The sequence below is a fragment of the Burkholderia lata genome (assembly GCF_902499335.1).
Lineage (GTDB): Bacteria > Pseudomonadota > Gammaproteobacteria > Burkholderiales > Burkholderiaceae > Burkholderia > Burkholderia lata_B.
Genome location: NZ_CABVQK010000002.1, coordinates 188,070 through 205,578, shown reverse-complemented (window position 1 = coordinate 205,578; position 17,509 = coordinate 188,070). Strand labels below are relative to the sequence as shown.

Sequence of the window (17,509 nt, the reverse complement as noted above, 5' to 3'; positions counted from 1 at the left end):
CGGGCATGCGGGCCGCTGTCAGCGGCTTTCGGCGGCCTGCGGGTCGGCCGCGGTGTTGGCCGCCGTACTGGCGGCGGGCGTCCGCGCGTGCGGCCGTTCGGGATTCGGCGCGTCCGGCGCGGAATCGTGCGGAGACAGTTCCATCCGGCTGCGCGGCAGGCATTGCGGGTAACGGTCCTGCAGGTAGGCGATCAGCCCTTCGCGCACGCGGCAGCGCAGGTCCCAGCACGACGACGAATCGGCCGCGCTGACGAGCGCGCGCAACTGCATCGCGCGTTCCGTCGCGTCGGTCACCTGCAGCACCTGCACGCGGCCGTCCCACTCGGGCGCCGCATGGACGAGCCGTGCGAGTTCCTCGCGCAGCGGTGCGAGCGGCGTGCGGTAATCGACCGACAGGTAGACCGTGCCGATGATTTCCGAGCTGTTGCGCGTCCAGTTCGTGAACGGGTTCTCGATGATCCACTGCAGCGGCACGACGAGGCGCCGCTGGTCCCACAGCCGCACCGACACGAACGAACCGGTGATTTCCTCGATGCGCCCCCACTCGCCCTGGATCACGACCACGTCGTCGAGCCGGATCGGCTGCGTGAGCGCGATCTGCAGCCCGGCGATCAGGTTGCCGAGCACCGGCCGCGCGGCGATACCGGCGACCAGGCCCGCGACACCGGCCGACGCCAGCAGGCTCGCGCCGACCTGGCGCACGTTCGGGAAGGTCATCAGCGCGGCGCCGGTGCCGATGATCACGATCAGCACCATCACGGTCCGCACGAGCACCCTGGCCTGCGTATGGATGCGCCGGGCCTGGAGGTTGTCGGCCGTATCGATCGGATGCGCCTGGATGATGGCGTCGCCGACGCCGGCCGCGAGCCGCACCAGCAGCCACGTGAGCGACACGATGGAGCCGACCGCCGCCGCCGTGCGCATGCCGCGCACGAACGACATGCCGTCGTCCGCCTGGACCCACAGGAATTCGAGCGCCAGCAGCGCGAGCACGACGAGCGACGGCCTGTCGATGTAGCGCAGGATCGCGCTCATCAACGGATACGGCTGCGCGATACGCTTGACGATGCGTGCGCCGAGACGGTGCACGATCGTGACGACCAGCAAGACGATGACCGACACGGCCAGCGTGCCGAGCCATGAATGCAGCGGCGCATCGGTGATGCGCTGCAGTTCCTCGATTGAAATCATCGGCGCCCTTGGGTGATGAGGCGCGCACGCCTCGTCCTGGATGCGTCGGCGACGCCCGGGCCACGCGCGTGCCCGGACACGGCGTCAGATCAGTTGCCGCTCCGGCAGGGAAACGCCTTGCCGAGACCGAGCGACACCGCGGTGCTCGCGTTGTAGTCGGCCAGCTTCGGATTTTCCGCGATGTACTTGCGCACCGCGTCGGTCATCTGCTGCGCCCGGATGTCGGGCGGCAGGCAGAAATACTGGCCGACCCGCGGCCCCGTCGTGCCGCCGATCGCGTCGATGGTGTTGTAGACGCCGTCGGCGGCGCCTTCGATGTAGGCCGCGCACGACGCCCGCGACTTGACGTCCGTCTTCGCGCACAGCCGGTCGAGATCAGCGCCCGTGAAAGCCGCCGCCGACAACGGCACGGCAAACGCCGCGGCACAAAACATTGCGCGCAACATGGTGTTCCTTATGTCAATGCGGCCCGAGACCGCCTGCTGCCTTGGCCGGCGCGGCGCCGGGACGCCCTGCTCCGGCCGGAATCCGGCCGGGCGGGCACCGTCTGCCGCACCGAAAACCGTCATTTTGCACTCTTTTGTGCATCTGCCGGCGCCGACGCCCCGATGCGCGTCGTCCGCTTGCTCAGGATCTCGATCGCGTCCGGTGCGTTGTAGTGCTTCGCGAATTCGAGCGCGGTGATGCCGAGCTGGTTCTTCACCTGCGGATCGGCGCCCTGGTCGAGCAGCAGCGTGACCGTCGACGCATGGTTGCCGCGTGCGGCCATCATCAGCGGCGTCGTGCCGTTCGGCGACGCGGTATCGATATACGCGTCGTGGTCGAGCAGCAGCTTCACGACCGCGTCCTGGCCGTTGGTCGCCGCATAGTGCAGCGCCGCCCAGCCCTTCTTGCTGACTTCCGCGCCCTTGTCGATCAGCAGCTTGGCGAGGCCGACATCGCCGTTCAGCGATGCGAGCATCAGCGCGGTTTCGCCGGCCTTGTCTTCCTTCTCGAGGTCGACGTTCGGCGTCGTGGCGAGCGCCGCCGCGACCTTGTCGGACTTCTCGCGTGCGGCGATCACGATCAGCGGGTCGCCGTTCGGCGCGACCGTGTTCGGGTCGAGCTTGCCGCTCTTGAGCTGCTTGCCGATGTCGGCGATGTCGTCGAACTTGACGGCCTTGACGATCGCGTCGAGCGATTCGGCATGCGCGCCGGCTGCCGCGAACAGGCCGCTCGCGACGAGCGCGGCGGCAACGAGTGCGCGTTTCGGCAGATGGTTGGTCGGCTTCGTCATTGTTTTGGGCTCCTTCCCTGGGTTGTCGGCTGCGCGCGCGTCGTTAGCGGGCGATCTTGAACAGCCGGAAAAAATTCTGCGTCGTCGCATCGGCAAGCGCCTCGACGGCGATCCCGCGCTCGGATGCGATAAAGCGTCCGACATGGCTGACGTACGCAGGTTCATTCGGCTTGCCTCGATACGGCACCGGCGCGAGGTACGGCGAGTCGGTCTCGATCAACAGCCGGTCGAGCGGCACGCGGCGCGCGACGTCCTGCACGTCGGTCGCATTCTTGAACGTGACGATACCCGACAGCGAGATATGGAAATTCTGCGCGAGCGCCTGCTCGGCCACCGTCCACGGCTCGGTGAAGCAGTGCATCACGCCGCCCGGCACGTCCGCGCGCTCCTCGGCCATGATCCGCAGCGTGTCTTCCGACGACGAGCGCGTGTGAATGATCAGCGGCTTCATCGTCGCGGTCGCCGCGCGGATGTGCGTGCGAAAGCGTTCGCGCTGCCATTCCATGTCGGCGATCGAGCGGCCTTCGAGACGGTAGTAGTCGAGGCCGGTTTCGCCGATCGCGACGACCTTCGGGTGCGCGGCCAGCTCGACGAGCTCCGCGAGCGTCGGCTCGCGCGCGTCCTCGTGATCGGGATGCACGCCGACCGACGCGTAGACGTTGTCGTGCGCTTCCGCGATCGCGATCACCTCCGGCAGCGTCTCGAAATCAACGGACACGCACAGCGCGTGCGTGACGTCGTGCTCGCGCATGTTCTCGAGAACAGCCGGCAGGCGGTCGGCCAGGCCCTTGAAATTGATATGGCAGTGAGAGTCGACGAACATCGTGTTTCCTGAATACGTAAGGCGGGCGCTCATGCGCGCGCCGGCATGCGGCAACGGGCGGCGTTCGCGGGCCGGCCGGCCACGGGCGCGTCGCGGCGTGGGCCGGTCATCATTTCGCAACCCGCACGAAACAATGCCGGATCACGCGAACATTTCCCGGTATCCGAGAAACAATTCCTCGAATACGAGCCGCGCGTTGAGCGGATGGTTCTCGACCGTCCGCTGCCGCGTCACGGCCTTCATGAAGCGGGCGAACGCGTTCGCATCGACCGCTTCCGCACAGCGCGCGAGCGCCGCCGCGTGCATCGGGAAGTAACGCGGCGCGCCCGCCATCCGCTGGGCGAGCAGATCGTACAGCCAACGCTGCAGCCAGCCGAGCACCAGCGGCACCGGCAGCTTCTGCAGCGTCTCGCCGCACGCGAACGGGTCGCATGCCGCACCGGCCGCGAGCTGCCCGAGCGTGTAGTCGCGCAGAGGGCGGTTCTCGTCGCTCGCGAGCGCCAGAGCCGCGAGCGGCGCGCCGCCGGCCTCGGCGAGCAACGCAGGCGCATGATCGACGCCCTGCGCGGCGAGCCAGGCCTCGGCAGCGGCCGGCGCCGGCACCGTCATCGGCCACTGCCGGCAGCGGCTGATGATGGTCGGCAGCAGGCGGTCGATGCGCGCCGACACGAGCAGGAACACGACGCCGGACGGCGGTTCCTCGAGCGTTTTCAGCAACGCGTTCGACGCGGCGACGTTGAGCGCCTCGGCCGGATACAGCACGACGACGCGCGCGCCGCCGCGGTGCGAACCGACCCCGCAGAAGTCGAGCAGCGCGCGCACCTGCTCGATCTTGATTTCCTTGCTCGGCGCACGCGTCTTCTTGCCGCCTTCGTCCGCGTCGGCCGCCTTCGCGTCGTCCGCGGCGCCCGGCGCCTCGCCCGCCAGTGCCTCGGGCAGCACGATCCGGTAGTCCGGATGGTTGCCCTGCGAGAACCAGGTGCAGGCCGCGCATGTGCCGCACGGTTCGCCGTTCGGCTGCGGCGATTCGCACAGGAAGCCCTGCGCGAGATGCTGCGCGAACTGCAGCTTGCCGATCCCGGCCTGGCCATGCAGCAGCAGCGCGTGCGGCCATTGCGCACGCAGTTGCTGCAGGCGGTTCCAGTCGTCGGTCTGCCACGGATAGATCATGGGGTGCGCTCCTTGCGAATTACAGCGCGGCGAGCACGCGTTCGAGCTGCTGGCGGATCTCTGGAATCGTCTGCGTCGCGTCGACGATCGCGAAGCGGTGCGGCGCCTCTTCCGCGCGCCGCAGGTATTCGCTGCGCGTGCGCGCAAAGAACGCGTCGGACTCGCTTTCGAACTTGTCGGGCATGCGCGCGGCGCCGCGACGCTCGCTCGCCACCTGCGGCGCGACGTCGAACAGCACCGTCAGGTCGGGCTGGAAACCGCCCTGCACCCAGCGCTCGAGCGTCTCGAGCTTGTCGCGCGGCAGCCCGCGGCCGCCGCCCTGGTACGCGAACGTCGCGTCGGTGAAGCGATCGGACACGACCCAGTCGCCGCGCGCGAGCGCCGGCTCGATCACGAGCGCGAGATGCTCGCGGCGCGCGGCGAACATCAGCAGCGCTTCCGTCTCGAGATCCATCGGCTGGTTCAGCAGGATCTCGCGCAGTTTCTCGCCGAGTTGCGTGCCGCCCGGCTCACGGGTGACGACAACCTGCCGGCCGGCCGCGGCCAACTTGCCCTGGAGGCGTTCGCAGAACCATTGCAGGTGGGTGGTCTTCCCCGCCCCGTCGATGCCTTCGAACGTGATGAATTTACCGCTCGCCATTATTGACCTCGTATGTACTTGTCCACGGCTTTGTTGTGGTCGCCGAGCGTGTCCGAGAACACGCTCGTGCCATCGCCTTTCGCGACGAAATAGAGCGCGCTCGTCTGTGCCGGGTTGATCGCCGCCTGCAGCGCGGCCACGCCCGGCAACGCGATCGGCGTCGGCGGCAGCCCGCGTCGGGTGTAGGTATTGTAAGGAGTGTCGGCCTGCAGGTCGCGCTTGCGCAGGCGGCCGTCGTACGCGTCGCCGAGCCCGTAGATCACCGACGGATCGGTCTGCAGCGGCATGCCGATGCGCAGCCGGTTCGCGAACACGGCCGCGACGAACGCGCGATCGGCCGCATGGCCCGTTTCCTTCTCGACGATCGACGCGATCGTCAGCGCTTCGTAAGGTGTCTTGTACGGCAGGCCCGGCACGCGCGCGGCCCAGGCCTCGTCGAGACGCGTCTGCATCAGATGGTACGCGCGCCGGTAGATGTTCAGGTCGCTCGTGCCCTTGTCGAACAGATAGGTATCGGGGAAGAACAGCCCCTCGCCGCTGCCGCGCTGCACCGCGTTGTCCGACGCGCCGATCGCGCGCAACAGCTCGGTGTCGCTCATGCCGGCCGTCGAGTGCGCAAGGTCGGGGTTCGAGTCGAGTTCCGCACGCATCCGCTTGAAAGTCCAGCCTTCGATGACCGTCGCGACGTATTCGTTCACGTCGCCGCGCGCGATCTTCTGCAGGACCTCGTAAGGCGTGATGCCGGTCTTGAATTCATAGTTGCCGGACTTGAGCCGGCCCGACAGCCCGAGCACGCGCGTCATCGCGACGAAGCCGAGCGGCTCGACCGGCACGCCGCCGTGCTTCAGCTGCAGCGCGACGCTCTTCACGCTGCTGCGCGGCTTGATCGTGACGTCGAGCGATGCCGAACCCAGCAGCAATGGCCGGGTTGCCCAGTAATACCCGCCGCCCGCGCCGGCAGCGGCCACAACGACGGCCAGCGCCACGATCGTCGCGGCGCATTTCTTCAGTAGGGACATGGAAACGTGACTCAGGTAAGACCCATATAATACTTGCTCGCCTCCGTCAAAGTCAGGGTTGACTGTTCCCTCATTCCATGAGCACACCGTTCGCTTCACCGGCAGTCCAGGCCGCACCCGCCTCGCTCCCCGTTTTCCCCCGTCCGTCCGCCGCCGATTTCGATGCGCCGGGCGCCTGCATGCCGCTGCCGCAGTTCGGCGTGATCGACGTGGCCGGCGATGACGCCGCGACGTTCCTGCACAGCCAGCTCACCAACGACATCGAACATCTCGACGCCGCGAGTGCACGGCTGTCCGGCTATTGCTCGCCGAAGGGGCGCCTTCTCGGCTCGTTCCTCACGTGGCGCGCCGGCCACGGCGTGCGTCTGCTGGTGTCGAAGGACGTGCAGCCCGCCGTGCAGAAGCGGCTGTCGATGTTCGTGCTGCGCGCAAAGGCGAAGCTGACGGATGCGAGCGACGCGCTCGCGGTGGTCGGTTTCGCGGGCGACGTGCGCGACGCGCTGTCGGGCATCTTCGACGCGCTGCCGGACGGCGTGCACGTGAAGGTCGACGGCCCCGCCGGCACGCTGATCCGCGTGCCCGACGCGGCCGGCCGCAAGCGCTATCTGTGGATCGGCCCGCGCGCGGAAGTCGACGCGCGCATCGCCGCGCTCGGCGGGTCGCTGCCGGTCGTGTCGCCGGCCGTATGGGACTGGCTCGACATCCGCGCGGGCGAACCGCGCATCACGCAGCCTGCCGTCGAACAGTTCGTGCCGCAGATGGTCAACTTCGACGTGATCGGCGCCGTTAACTTTCGCAAGGGGTGCTACCCGGGCCAGGAAATCGTCGCGCGCAGCCAGTACCGCGGCACGATCAAGCGCCGCACCGCGCTCGCGCACGTCGCCGGCGAGACCGATACCGTGCATGCCGGCGTCGAGCTGTTCCACAGCGACGATCCCGGCCAGCCGTGCGGGATGATCGTCAACGCGGCGGCTGCGCCCGCGGGCGGTGTCGACGCGCTCGTCGAGATCAAGCTCGCGGCGCTCGACAACGGCACGGTGCACCTCGGTTCGGCCGACGGCCCGGTGCTCGCGTTCGATACGCTGCCGTACGCCTGGCCGACGGAAGCGTGATGCACTGACAACCCGTTCGCGCGCCGGCTCGCGAGTCACAGCCGGCGCCCGATGTTTCCTGCGAGAGATTCGCCCGATGTGTCTGATTGCCTTCGACTGGCAGCCCGATGCCGCCGCCGGTCCCGTCTTTACCCTCACCGCCAACCGCGACGAGTTCTTTCGTCGGACAAGCGCGCCGCTTTCGTGGTGGGAAGATGTCCCGGGCGTACTGGCCGGCCGCGATCTCGAAGCGGGCGGCACGTGGCTTGGCGTATCGCGCGACGGCCGTTTCGCCGCGCTGACGAACTACCGCGCGCCGTTCGACATCCGCGCGGGTGCACCGACCCGCGGCAAGCTCGTGTCCGATTTTCTCGGCGGCCCTTCCGTCGCGCCGCTCGACTACCTCAAGCAGCTCGCCGAGCATGCGGCCGTCTACAACGGCTTCAACCTGCTCGTCGGCGACTGGCGGCGGCGTGAACTCGCGTGGTTCTGCAATCGTGCGCCCGAGGGCGAAAGCGTTGTCGCCGCACCTGTCGCGATCGCCCCCGGCGTGCATGCGCTGTCGAATGCGCGGCTCGATACGCCCTGGCCGAAAGTGGTGCGCAAGCGCGCGGAGCTCGGCACGCTGCTCACCGACAATCCGACCCCGTCGCTCGATGAACTAATCGCGCTGATGCGCGACCCGCATGTCGCGGACGACGACGCACTGCCGCACACGGGCATTCCGATCGAGCGCGAGCGTGCGCTGTCGGCCGCATTCATCGAGACCCCCGAATACGGCACGCGCGGCACGACCGCGCTGCGCGTCACGATGAAGGAAGGTGTGCGGCTGACGGTCGAGATCAAGGAACGCTGCGACGACGACGGCTCGCACCGCACCGTCCGCCCGGGCACGTTCGAGCGCGCGTTCACGTTCGACCTCGACGCGACGCCGCCGCGCTGAACGCGCAAGCGGGCGCCGCGCTAAGGCGCGCGCGCCATCTCGACGTGCGGCACGCCGGCTTCGACGAACGGTTCACCGACCGCCGCGAAGCCGTGCCGCAGGTAGAACGACACCGCCGAATCCTGCGCGTAGAGCCGCACGACGATTTCGCCGCGGCGCCGCGCCGCATCCAGCAGCGCGTCGAGCACGGCTGACCCGACGCCCTGCCCGCGCGCGTCGGCCAGCACCGCGACGCGGCCGATCGTGCCGGACGGCAGCAGCCGCCCCGTCGCGACCGCGCGGCGTGCGCCGGTTGCCGGATCGACCCGGTACGCGACCGCATGGAGCGACAGCGGATCGTCGTCGTCGAGCTCCCATTCCGGCGGAATCTGCTGCTCGCGCACGAACACCGCATCGCGGATCCGCGCGGCGTCGCCGCCCAGTACCGTCCAGTCGCCCGTTTCCACCACGCCGTTCGTCATCGCAGCTCCCATACGGCGCGTACGCCGCCAAACAACCGCCGTCAAACGTCGTCGAATGCGGCCTTCAACGCCGCGACCGCGTCCGCATGCGCGGCCCGTACCTCGGGCACGTAGCCGCCCATCTTGAAGAATTCGTGGATCATCCCCGGATAGCAGACCAGCGTGACCGCGTTGCCCGCCGCGCGCAACTTGTCCGCATAGGCGGCGCCCTCGTCGCTCAGCGGATCGTATTCGGCCGTCGCGATCCACGCCGGCGCAACGCCCGCGAACGACGGCGCATCGCGCGTGCCGTCGAGCGGCGCGAAACGCCAGTCGTCGCGGTCCGCCCGATCGCGCACGTATTGCGTGAAGAACCACTGGATCGTGTCCTGCGTCAGCAGGTAGCCGTTTGCAAGCCGTGCATGCGATTCCGTGTCCTGGAAGCCCGTCACGCCCAGATAGATCAGCATCTGCAGCACCAGGCGAATTCCTGCATCGCGGGCGAGCACCGCGCAGACGGTCGCGAGCGTGCCGCCCGCGCTGTCGCCGCCGACGGCCAGCCGTTCGGCATCGATGCCGAACGTGGCGGCCTCGCGATGCAGCCATTGCAATGCGTCGTCGGCATCGTTCACCGCGGTCGGGAACCTGTGTTCGGGCGCGAGCCGGTAGCCGACCGACAACACCGCACACTGCGCATCGTGCGCGAACATCCGGCACAGCGCATCGTGCGTATCGACGCTGCCGACCGTGAAACCGCCGCCGTGGTAGTAGACGAGCGCAGGCAGCGGCTCCGCGAGACTCGGCGCGACCGGCAGGTACAGCCGTGCACCGATCGTGCGGCCGTCGCGCGTCGGCACGACGCATTCCTCGACCGAATGCATCGCCGCCGATGCAACGTCGAGGATCGGCGCGCTCTTCTCGTACGCGGCGCGCGCCTGCTGCGGCGTCTGGTGATGATAGGACGGACGTTTCGCGCGCTCGATCATGTCGAGCACCTGGGCGATCTTCGGATTCAGCGGCATCGATTGGGACGGCGCCTGCTGGGCACCGTGAACGGACAAGCGTGCATGATGCCATGCGCGCGTCAGGTGAGCGTCACGCGCCGTGCGTATCGAAATTCCGGTGCGGCCCATGCACGCCACAAAACAAAACGGCCCTGCCTGTGAAGAGGCAGGGCCGTGCGTCCGGGCGCTTACGCGTCGCTCGGGCCGGGCTGGGCGTCCGGCGCGGTGCGCGAGCGTTGCCGCTTGATGTCGCGGCCCACCGCGAGCCGCCGCATGTACTTGAACGTGCCGAGCGCCTTCGCGACGAAATTGCCGTCGCTGTCGCGCACTTCGCCTTCGCAGTAAGCCATCGTCGTCGAGCGATGCATCACGCGCCCGTAAGCGCGCAACTCACCGCGACCCGGCTGCATGAAGTTCACCTTCATCTCGACCGTGACGACGCCGATACCGTCGTCGGTCAGGCTGCGCGCCGCCATCGCAAGCGCGATGTCCGCGAGCGTCATCGTCACGCCGCCATGCGCGATGCTCCACGTGTTCATGTGCCGCTCTTCGAGCGGCAGCACAATCTCGCTTGCGCCGTCTTTCGCGGACACGAGCTGCACGCCGAGCATGTCGACGAACGGGCTTTCGATCGACGGGCCGTCCGTCGGGGTTGCCGCGTCGCTCATCGTGCGCTGTCGACGATGTAGTCGACGCACTCGCGCGATTCGGCCACCGCAACGACGAATTTCTTCACTTCCTGGTGAACCGGGTGCACCTGGTAAGCATCGAGTGCGGCCTTGTCCGCGAAATCGGACACGAGCACGATGTCGGCGGTCGCGTCGAGGCCGGGCGTCGCCAGGCCGACGTCGATCTGCAGGGTGCCCGGCACGAGGTCGCGGCAGCCTTCGAGCTTTTCCTTCAGCTTCAGCGCGTTCTGTGCGCGCGTCGCGCCTTCGGCCGATTCTTTCAACTTCCACATGACGATATGACGGATCACTTCGGTTGCTCCTGTTCGTGTTGGTTCGTCAGCTTGCCTCAAACCCTTGCCAGTCGGGCATCCTACACCCTTTCACCGTTCCCTCTCGTTCGCCGTAAATCGCGTCCAGCCGAGAAAAAAGGGGTATAAAAAGGGGGATCATCTCGAACATCCAAAGTCGATACCCCCTTTTTCACAGTGCCATGTACCGACATCAAGATCCGACAAGCGAAGGCAGGCAACAAGCCTACCAAACTTACCGGCGGCAATGGACTGTATCTGTTGGTGAAGCCGTCCGGCTCCAGGCTCTGGCGATACAAATACAGAATTGCCGGGAAAGAGAATCTCTTCGCGATCGGCGAATATCCCACCATCAGCCTTCAAGACGCGCGTGCAGCACGCGACGGTGCGCGTGAACTCTTCAAGAAGGGACTGCACCCTTCCCATGCGCGACAGGAAGTCCTGTCGGCGCGTATCAACGAAGGCAAAGCAACTTTTCGGGCAGTCTGCGACGAGTGGCTGGAGAAGAAACGGAAGACGTGGGCTGAGCGGCACTTTGGCGAGATTCTGCACGTGCTCGGAGCCGATGCGTACCCGACTCGTTCGCACTCGACCAGCTCCGCCTCTTGATCGATGGCGCTCGCTTCAATTGGCACTGCCCCCCCACCCAACTCCATCGCGAGATGCCCGCACCGTAAGCCAATTTGGCATCATTGATTCGAACTGCCTGATTGGCTGCGCCGCTTCGTTCCACCACAGATGATTAATTTGCTTCGTTCAGTCACTCAACCGCCCCCACGGGTGGTCCACTGCGGCGGCACCGTCTCAATGTGAAACCCGACCAACACGCGCCGAATGTCATTGTGATCGACTTGATCTTTTTGAATCGGGCCGTGCATCAAACAGAACTGCCATCCGATGGCGCCTCATCGTTCTTCAAAAAGTCAACGAACGCTCGCAACGGTGCGGGTACATGTCTACGCCCGGGATAGTACAGAAACGGCCCTGGGAAGCTTTGCCACCATGGTTCAAGTAGCGGTTCGAGCAAGCCGTTGTCGAAGTGTGGCCGCAAGGCCTCTTCGAACAAGTGAACGACACCGAGTCCTTGGAGCGCCATTCGAACTATCAGATCCATTGCAGCGCTACCAGGCCGCACCACAAGTGATCCCGGCGGGTCAAGCCGCAATACCTCTCCGTCGCGCTCGAAATTCCATGTTGGCTTTGCCCCACTTGCGAACTGGCCACGCAGACACGCGTGGGATAGCAATTCACTCGGATGGGACGGCCGGCCATGAACATCCAAGTAGCCAGGTGCGGCGGCAGTAGCAAAACGTTGTACACGCGGGCCGATTGCTATTGCGATCATGTCCTGCTCCAACCGTTCGTCGTATCGAATGCCAGCGTCACAGCCGATCGACAGCAGGTCGACGAAGCCATCCTCGACGACCACCTCCACACGGATGTCGGGATAGCGTTTCATGAATGCCGCAAGAACAGACGGCAAAACGATAGACGCAGCACTCGGCGGCACGTTTAGCCGCAGGGTTCCCCAAGGTTTGTCACGGAAGCCATTCAGGACATCGAGCGCCGCTTCCATTTCACCAAACAGCGGCGTCAATTGCGCGAGTAGACGCAACCCTGCCTCAGTTGGCGCGACGCTGCGCGTCGTGCGATTCAGCAGGCGCATACCAAGCTTCGACTCCAGCCGCCTCACCGCGATGCTGAGACTCGAAGCCGATACGCCGGACACTCGGGCCGCATCACGAAAGCCGCCGGCATTGGCGACGGAGACAAATGCAGCCAGATCGTTGAATTCCATGGTCATTGTGCAATATTTTTAACGACCCGTTCAATCTAGAGGGGATTATCGAACAACGCAACCGTCTCCATACTGGTTGCTGTCAGAAACTGCCTCGGAGAGCGCAATGCCAGATTTCAGCCTTGGAGACACCTTTATGCTCGGAGGCCGCTCCGTGCATCGCATGGGCTACGGCGCCATGCAACTGGCCGGACCGAACGCATTTGGGCCCCCGAAGGACCGCGACGCCGCTCTTGCCGTGCTGCGGGAGGTTGTCGCGCTCGGGATCGATCACATTGACACGAGCGACTTCTATGGGCCGCACATCGCGAACCAGTTGATCCGCGAAGCACTCAATCCGTATCCGGACAATCTGACAATCGTGACCAAGATCGGCGCCGTGCGCGGCAGCGACGGAGCGTGGCTTCCCGCTCAGGGATCTGAAGATATTCGGCGCGGCGTACACGATAACCTGCGCAACCTCGGGGTTGACATGCTCGACGTCGTCAATCTTCGCATCATTGGCACCGTCGACGGCCCCGGTGAAGAGTCGATCGAAAGACAGGTCACCACACTCGCAGAACTTCAACGCCAAGGGCTCATTCAACACATCGGATTGAGCAACGCGACATCGTTGCAGGTCACGGAAGCGGAGCGCATCACGCGAATTGTTTGCGTACAGAACCACTACAACCTGGTTCATCGCAATGACGATGCACTCATCGACGAACTTGCGAGCAAGGGCATCGCTTACGTACCGTTTTTTCCGCTCGGCGGTTTTTCACCGATCCAGTCATCGGCACTTTCGACGTTGGCTGCGTCGATCGGCGCAACGCCAATGCAACTCGCCCTCGCGTGGCTGCTACATCGCTCCCCCAACATCCTGCTCATTCCAGGAACGTCGTCAGTGTCCCACCTGCGTGAAAACGTGCAAGCAGCACGACTCGAACTGTCCGAGGCGGTGTTGCAAAAACTCAATTCATTAAAACAGGATAACTAATTAATACGGGGAGACACTAACCCAACGGCCGCTCCTCTCTCCTCGCACACATAGCTGAGGGCCGCAAGCCGTGCGATACCGCCGAACAATGCGGCGCCATCCGTGCGTGCTCTACTGATACAAAGGATTTTTTATGAAAGCTGTTGTCTATCGACGTCACGGAGATCCGGCCGACGTGCTCGCTTACGAAGAAGTTGATACTCCGGATCAACTTGGGCCCAATGAGGTGACAGTGCGCGTCACCAAGCGTATGGTGCACCCCATCGACAGCTTGCTTGTTCGGGGAATCGTGCCGGCGCCGATCCCTCCTATGGGAGCTATACCCGGCGGTGATGGTGTAGGCGTCGTCGAACAGGTCGGCGCGGGCGTCGATCCGTCGACAGGGATCGTTCCGGGCAAGCGCGTTATTCTCTTCCCGATACATGGCACGTGGGCAGAGCACGTCGTAGCGCCAGCCACTGCAGTCACTCCAATTCCGGACGACATCAGTGATACAACCGCCAGTCAAATCATCATCAACGGTATCACCGCAGCTGCACTCATGCGCGCGGCATTGGCCGCCGATAGCCATGCTGGTATCGCTGCATCACCATTGCTTGTCACGGCTGCGGGGTCCAGCGTTGGCCGCAACGTGATTGCGCTTGCGCAAATGCGCGGCGTCAAAACGGTCGCAGTCGTACGCAGCGACGCTGGAGCTGCTATCGTCGCGCAAAGCTTGCACGGCGTTCCCGTCGTCAGCACGGAGCGCGACCGATGGCGCGATGATGTAGTCGCTGCATGCGGGCAGGCACCGTCCGTAGTGATTGACCCGATCGGTGGCGAAATGGCCACCCAGTTGCTCGACCTGTTGGCTGACGGTGGCACCCTGCTGACGTACGGCGGACTCGATGCGCGACCCTCGATGATTTCGACCATCACGATGGCCGTGCGCCAGTTGACACTGACGGGCATGAACGCTCCGGGATGGTTTGCAAACGCTCGGCCGGAGCAACGTGCGTCCGACATTGCAGACCTGTTCGAGATGACGCGGCAGGCACCGCAAAACTTTGCCGACTACCGCGAATTCGCACTCAGTGATGCGATCGAAGCGCTGTCTGCCGCACAGGCAACCCCTCGGCGCGGCGCGACGATCCTGACTTCCGAGTCGTAATCCATGAAACAGCTCTTCCCAGATCTGTGGCAGACGCGACCTGAACACCCTTTCCAAGGCGTCACTTCACATGCGTACCTCCTCACGCGTCCGAACGGCAACATCCTGTTTTACGGTACGGGTGTGCAAGAGGACCTGCAGCCGATTCGCGATCTGGGTGGAGTTGTTCGTCAATACCTGAGCCACCGGGACGAGGCAGGACCGGCTTTGGCGACGATCAAGCAGACGTTCGGCTCCGCGCTGTGCTGCCATGCTTCGGAGGTCAAAGCCATCGATTCCTATTGCCAGGTCGATGTGACCTTCGATACGCATGAGACGCATCTCGGCAATATCGAAGTCGTTCCAACCCCGGGGCACACCTCGGGAAGCACGTGCTTCGTCTACCGCTCCCCCTACGGCAAGACCTATCTCTTCACTGGCGATTCAATCTATCCCGACGGCGAGTCCTGGGGAACGCGGGTGCAGTTTTTCGCTGGCGGACGCAAATCTGACTTGAAGAGCAGTCTTAGATTGTTGCTCGATTTGGAGCCTGACGTGGTGATCTCAAGCGCGTCCGTGGGGCGATCTCCCGTCCAGCCTGTGACTGCCAGCGAATGGCGAGCGATCGTTGACAAGGCCATTCTCGGGCTTTAATTGAACGCTATCCTCCGGAGCGACAATGCGGTTTTCCTGCGACTTTAGTAAGGTGATCACTCTCGGCATCTATTGGGTTGGTCCCGCAAGTGAACTTTCCGACCGCACCGGTCCGTCGTCACTGAAGATGACCAACTCCACTCGTTCAGCTACCCATACAAGTAGGTAGCAGTGTTTACTGCCGATCCATCGACGTAAACACTGCAAGGGCAACCGGAAAGCGTGGTGCTGCGCGCTCCTCGGTCGCCCTGTTTCGTTCGAGATCGCCCGGTCTTGATTGCGTCGTTGCGGCGGCGGATTAGTTCGCGCGTCGCCGATTGATACGTCGGGTCGAAGAGCGTGGCTCCCCTTCCGTCGCGAATTCGGTAAGCGTTACCCACCCAGCGCTACAACCGTCAACGATCTGAGCCGTCAAATCGAGCGACCGAATCCGCACGGGAAGCATCACCGTCATATAGAATGGTGCGCTTTGCCCGTACTCCTATGTGGTTCAAGAACCTTCAGCTTCATCGTCTTCCGGCACCTTGGGCCGTTACCCCCGATCAGATGGAAAAATGGCTGGCGCCCCACGCGTTTCAGCCGGGCAACAGCGTCGAGATGCAGAGCCACGGATGGGCGTCGCCGCGTGACGACGGCGCACTCGTGTATTCGATCAACCGGCAGATGTTGCTGACGTTTCGTGCCGAAAAGAAGCTGCTCCCGGCGTCGGTCGTCAATCAGGTGACCAAGGCCCGCGCGCTTGAAGTCGAGGAGCAGCAGGGCTTCAAGGTCGGGCGAAAACAAATGCGCGAACTCAAGGAGCAGGTTACCGACGAACTGCTCCCGCGCGCGTTCACCATTCGCCGCGATACCCGCGTGTGGATCGATACGGTGAACGGCTGGCTCGTCATCGATGCGGCCTCACAGGCGCTTGCCGACGACATTCGCGGCCTGCTCGTCAAATCGATCGATCAGTTGCCGCTCGCCGGTGTTCAAGTGGCGCTTTCGCCAGTCGCCGCGATGACGGATTGGCTGCTGTCCGGCGAGGCGCCGGGCGGATTCACCGTGGACCAGGATGCCGAGTTGCGCTCGAGCGGCGAAGGCGGCGCCACGGTGCGATACGTCGGCCACGCGCTGGAAGCGAACGACATGCGTCGGCACATCGAGGCCGGCAAACAATGCATGCGCCTTGCGATGACCTGGGACAACCGGATCTCCTTCGTGCTGACGCCGTCGCTGACGATCAAGCGCGTTACGCCGCTCGACGTGATCAAGGAAGCAGCGGATCCGACCGCGCAGAACGACGCTGAACGCTTCGACTCGGATGTCACGCTGATGACCGGTGAATTGGCGCGGATGTTGGCCAGTCTCATCGATATCCTGGGTGGCGATCAGCACGGCTCAGCTCTTCAGGCAGCAGCCTGAACTTCGTCGGCGGCCGCGAAACCTCGCCCCGCGCGACGGCGAGGTTTCGAGCCGGCGCGACAGTTCAACGAGGACTGTCGTCACCCTGTCGGAGGGGCGCGAACGGGCGGTCGCGCACGGTGCCCGATTCTTCTCCGTGTTGCCCGCCGACGCGAGAATCCCGCCCGCGGCCGCCGGCAGCAAGCCGGCCCAACCTGCCGCCTCCAATAGCCGGTATCCCGAGATTTACACATCCGGCTCCATGAACGCGGTTTCCGTCAGCGCACAAGCGCCGCGACTCACTTGATCAGGCGCAGCACATCGCGAAAACGCGGATGCCGGCTGGAACCCAGCCATTCGAACCCGATCATCTCGACCGTCGCGATTTGTGCCCCCGCCGCCCCGAGCCGAGCGATCCCCGTATCCCGGTCGATCGTCTTGCGCGACCCCACGGCATCGCTGACCACCGTGACTTTGCGGCCGCTACGCAACAGCCCGAACGCCGTTTGCAGCACGCACACGTGCGCCTCGCAACCGGCGACGATCACGCTATTGCGCCCGGCCGGCAACGCATCGACCAGGCCCTCCGCGCACGCGTCGAAATGATCCTTGACGACGGTGTTCGAGCACAGATCCTTGATCTCCGGTACGTTCCGGCCCAGCTGGAGGGGGCTCTGCTCGGTACCCATCACCGGCACCCCGACTATCTGCGCAATACGGGCAAGTCGGACAGCCTGCGCGACGACGGATGCCCCTTCGTGGATCACCGGCATCAGCCGCGTCTGAAAATCAACCAATACGACCACTGAATCGTCGGGCACGTGCAGCACGGCGCATTCTCCGGAGTGAAGGCGACGTCAACCATCATCGACCATCGATGAAGAGTCGCTCTATCGCAAAATCGTCAGTCCCGCAAAAGACGGATATCGAATCGCATCAATGACCGACCGCGTCAATTCGGTAAACGGTAGCGGGCCCCCAGCCTACCAA

At 64.8% G+C, this 17,509-nt stretch carries 20 protein-coding genes; 7 read left to right on the top strand and 13 right to left on the bottom strand.

From position 1 onward, the window contains the following. Positions 1-18: 18 nt before the first annotated feature. From BCO18175_RS05185 to mltG, 7 genes are all read right to left on the bottom strand, one after another. Positions 19-1,191, bottom strand: a complete 1,173-nt coding sequence (locus tag BCO18175_RS05185; protein WP_174979797.1) for a mechanosensitive ion channel family protein — start codon at positions 1,189-1,191, stop codon at positions 19-21. Positions 1,192-1,280: 89 nt separating this feature from the next. Next, the gene (locus tag BCO18175_RS05180; protein ID WP_006485939.1) at positions 1,281-1,637 is read right to left on the bottom strand and encodes a Rap1a/Tai family immunity protein; all 357 of its coding nucleotides are present in this window, start codon (positions 1,635-1,637) and stop codon (positions 1,281-1,283) included. A gap of 119 nt (positions 1,638-1,756) precedes the next feature. Next, a complete protein-coding gene (locus tag BCO18175_RS05175) occupies positions 1,757-2,467 on the bottom strand; it encodes an ankyrin repeat domain-containing protein (protein ID WP_174914728.1) in 711 nt (236 codons plus the stop codon). Between the two features lie 43 nt (positions 2,468-2,510). After that, entirely contained in the window at positions 2,511-3,290 is a 780-nt protein-coding gene (locus tag BCO18175_RS05170) for a TatD family hydrolase (RefSeq protein ID WP_174979796.1), read from the bottom strand. 141 nt (positions 3,291-3,431) lie between these two features. Then, positions 3,432-4,460 carry a DNA polymerase III subunit delta' gene (locus BCO18175_RS05165; RefSeq protein WP_174914724.1) on the bottom strand — a complete coding sequence of 343 codons (1,029 nt, stop codon included), beginning with the start codon at positions 4,458-4,460 and terminating at the stop codon, positions 3,432-3,434. Positions 4,461-4,479: 19 nt separating this feature from the next. Beyond that, positions 4,480-5,100, bottom strand: coding sequence for a dTMP kinase (tmk, locus tag BCO18175_RS05160; RefSeq protein ID WP_174914722.1), 621 nt, complete (start codon positions 5,098-5,100; stop codon positions 4,480-4,482). Next, positions 5,100-6,119: an endolytic transglycosylase MltG gene (gene mltG, locus BCO18175_RS05155; protein ID WP_174979795.1), complete on the bottom strand. Its 1,020-nt coding sequence runs from the start codon at positions 6,117-6,119 to the stop codon at positions 5,100-5,102. The genes tmk and mltG overlap by 1 nt, the downstream gene beginning before the upstream one ends. 77 nt (positions 6,120-6,196) lie before the next feature. Between mltG and ygfZ the strand changes: the two genes are divergently transcribed. After that, a complete protein-coding gene (gene ygfZ / locus BCO18175_RS05150; protein ID WP_174979794.1) occupies positions 6,197-7,231 on the top strand; it encodes a CAF17-like 4Fe-4S cluster assembly/insertion protein YgfZ in 1,035 nt (344 codons plus the stop codon). Positions 7,232-7,307: 76 nt separating this feature from the next. Then, positions 7,308-8,153, top strand: coding sequence for an NRDE family protein (locus BCO18175_RS05145; RefSeq protein ID WP_174979793.1), 846 nt, complete (start codon positions 7,308-7,310; stop codon positions 8,151-8,153). Positions 8,154-8,173: 20 nt separating this feature from the next. Here the strand turns inward: BCO18175_RS05145 and BCO18175_RS05140 are convergent, their stop codons facing one another. From BCO18175_RS05140 to BCO18175_RS05125, 4 genes are all read right to left on the bottom strand, one after another. Then, the gene (locus BCO18175_RS05140) at positions 8,174-8,614 is read right to left on the bottom strand and encodes a GNAT family N-acetyltransferase (protein WP_174979791.1); all 441 of its coding nucleotides are present in this window, start codon (positions 8,612-8,614) and stop codon (positions 8,174-8,176) included. A 41-nt stretch (positions 8,615-8,655) separates the two neighbouring features. Then, positions 8,656-9,615 (bottom strand): alpha/beta hydrolase, encoded by a 960-nt coding sequence (locus BCO18175_RS05135; RefSeq protein ID WP_174979789.1) that lies wholly within the window; start codon positions 9,613-9,615, stop codon positions 8,656-8,658. Positions 9,616-9,785: 170 nt separating this feature from the next. After that, positions 9,786-10,265 carry a PaaI family thioesterase gene (locus BCO18175_RS05130; RefSeq protein WP_046545900.1) on the bottom strand — a complete coding sequence of 160 codons (480 nt, stop codon included), beginning with the start codon at positions 10,263-10,265 and terminating at the stop codon, positions 9,786-9,788. Then, entirely contained in the window at positions 10,262-10,576 is a 315-nt protein-coding gene (locus BCO18175_RS05125) for a Dabb family protein (protein ID WP_174979787.1), read from the bottom strand. Before BCO18175_RS05125 ends, BCO18175_RS05130 begins: the two co-directional genes overlap by 4 nt. Before the next feature lie 177 nt (positions 10,577-10,753). Between BCO18175_RS05125 and BCO18175_RS05120 the strand changes: the two genes are divergently transcribed. Continuing rightward, positions 10,754-11,185, top strand: coding sequence for a tyrosine-type recombinase/integrase (locus BCO18175_RS05120; protein ID WP_254607972.1), 432 nt, complete (start codon positions 10,754-10,756; stop codon positions 11,183-11,185). Positions 11,186-11,453: 268 nt separating this feature from the next. On the opposite strand, the gene BCO18175_RS05115 is transcribed toward BCO18175_RS05120, so the two are convergent. Continuing rightward, positions 11,454-12,374: a LysR family transcriptional regulator gene (locus tag BCO18175_RS05115; RefSeq protein WP_174979786.1), complete on the bottom strand. Its 921-nt coding sequence runs from the start codon at positions 12,372-12,374 to the stop codon at positions 11,454-11,456. Positions 12,375-12,480: 106 nt separating this feature from the next. On the opposite strand from BCO18175_RS05115, the gene BCO18175_RS05110 reads away from it, so the two are divergent. The 4 genes from BCO18175_RS05110 (at position 12,481) to BCO18175_RS05095 (ending at position 16,540) form a co-directional block, all read left to right on the top strand. Next, positions 12,481-13,353, top strand: a complete 873-nt coding sequence (locus BCO18175_RS05110; RefSeq protein WP_174979784.1) for an aldo/keto reductase family oxidoreductase — start codon at positions 12,481-12,483, stop codon at positions 13,351-13,353. Positions 13,354-13,486: 133 nt separating this feature from the next. After that, complete coding sequence (locus tag BCO18175_RS05105) at positions 13,487-14,503, top strand: zinc-binding dehydrogenase (protein WP_174979782.1); 1,017 nt, start codon at positions 13,487-13,489, stop codon at positions 14,501-14,503. 3 nt (positions 14,504-14,506) lie between these two features. After that, positions 14,507-15,136, top strand: a complete 630-nt coding sequence (locus BCO18175_RS05100; RefSeq protein WP_174979781.1) for an MBL fold metallo-hydrolase — start codon at positions 14,507-14,509, stop codon at positions 15,134-15,136. A 483-nt stretch (positions 15,137-15,619) separates the two neighbouring features. Then, positions 15,620-16,540, top strand: coding sequence for a recombination-associated protein RdgC (locus tag BCO18175_RS05095; RefSeq protein ID WP_174979779.1), 921 nt, complete (start codon positions 15,620-15,622; stop codon positions 16,538-16,540). A gap of 278 nt (positions 16,541-16,818) precedes the next feature. On the opposite strand, the gene BCO18175_RS05090 is transcribed toward BCO18175_RS05095, so the two are convergent. Continuing rightward, positions 16,819-17,349, bottom strand: a complete 531-nt coding sequence (locus BCO18175_RS05090) for an isochorismatase family protein (RefSeq protein WP_174979777.1) — start codon at positions 17,347-17,349, stop codon at positions 16,819-16,821. Between the last annotated feature and the right edge of the window lie 160 nt (positions 17,350-17,509).

What these genes read in the sequence shown, in the direction of transcription:
- BCO18175_RS05185 (WP_174979797.1), bottom strand. Translation starts at nt 1,191, where the DNA reads ATGATTTCAATCGAGGAACTGCAGCGCATCACCGATGCGCCGCTGCAT.
- BCO18175_RS05180 (WP_006485939.1), bottom strand. Translation starts at nt 1,637, where the DNA reads ATGTTGCGCGCAATGTTTTGTGCCGCGGCGTTTGCCGTGCCGTTGTCG.
- BCO18175_RS05175 (WP_174914728.1), bottom strand. Translation starts at nt 2,467, where the DNA reads ATGACGAAGCCGACCAACCATCTGCCGAAACGCGCACTCGTTGCCGCC.
- BCO18175_RS05170 (WP_174979796.1), bottom strand. Translation starts at nt 3,290, where the DNA reads ATGTTCGTCGACTCTCACTGCCATATCAATTTCAAGGGCCTGGCCGAC.
- BCO18175_RS05165 (WP_174914724.1), bottom strand. Translation starts at nt 4,460, where the DNA reads ATGATCTATCCGTGGCAGACCGACGACTGGAACCGCCTGCAGCAACTG.
- tmk (WP_174914722.1), bottom strand. Translation starts at nt 5,100, where the DNA reads ATGGCGAGCGGTAAATTCATCACGTTCGAAGGCATCGACGGGGCGGGG.
- mltG (WP_174979795.1), bottom strand. Translation starts at nt 6,119, where the DNA reads ATGTCCCTACTGAAGAAATGCGCCGCGACGATCGTGGCGCTGGCCGTC.
- ygfZ (WP_174979794.1), top strand. Translation starts at nt 6,197, where the DNA reads ATGAGCACACCGTTCGCTTCACCGGCAGTCCAGGCCGCACCCGCCTCG.
- BCO18175_RS05145 (WP_174979793.1), top strand. Translation starts at nt 7,308, where the DNA reads ATGTGTCTGATTGCCTTCGACTGGCAGCCCGATGCCGCCGCCGGTCCC.
- BCO18175_RS05140 (WP_174979791.1), bottom strand. Translation starts at nt 8,614, where the DNA reads ATGACGAACGGCGTGGTGGAAACGGGCGACTGGACGGTACTGGGCGGC.
- BCO18175_RS05135 (WP_174979789.1), bottom strand. Translation starts at nt 9,615, where the DNA reads ATGCCGCTGAATCCGAAGATCGCCCAGGTGCTCGACATGATCGAGCGC.
- BCO18175_RS05130 (WP_046545900.1), bottom strand. Translation starts at nt 10,265, where the DNA reads ATGAGCGACGCGGCAACCCCGACGGACGGCCCGTCGATCGAAAGCCCG.
- BCO18175_RS05115 (WP_174979786.1), bottom strand. Translation starts at nt 12,374, where the DNA reads ATGGAATTCAACGATCTGGCTGCATTTGTCTCCGTCGCCAATGCCGGC.
- BCO18175_RS05110 (WP_174979784.1), top strand. Translation starts at nt 12,481, where the DNA reads ATGCCAGATTTCAGCCTTGGAGACACCTTTATGCTCGGAGGCCGCTCC.
- BCO18175_RS05105 (WP_174979782.1), top strand. Translation starts at nt 13,487, where the DNA reads ATGAAAGCTGTTGTCTATCGACGTCACGGAGATCCGGCCGACGTGCTC.
- BCO18175_RS05100 (WP_174979781.1), top strand. Translation starts at nt 14,507, where the DNA reads ATGAAACAGCTCTTCCCAGATCTGTGGCAGACGCGACCTGAACACCCT.
- BCO18175_RS05095 (WP_174979779.1), top strand. Translation starts at nt 15,620, where the DNA reads ATGTGGTTCAAGAACCTTCAGCTTCATCGTCTTCCGGCACCTTGGGCC.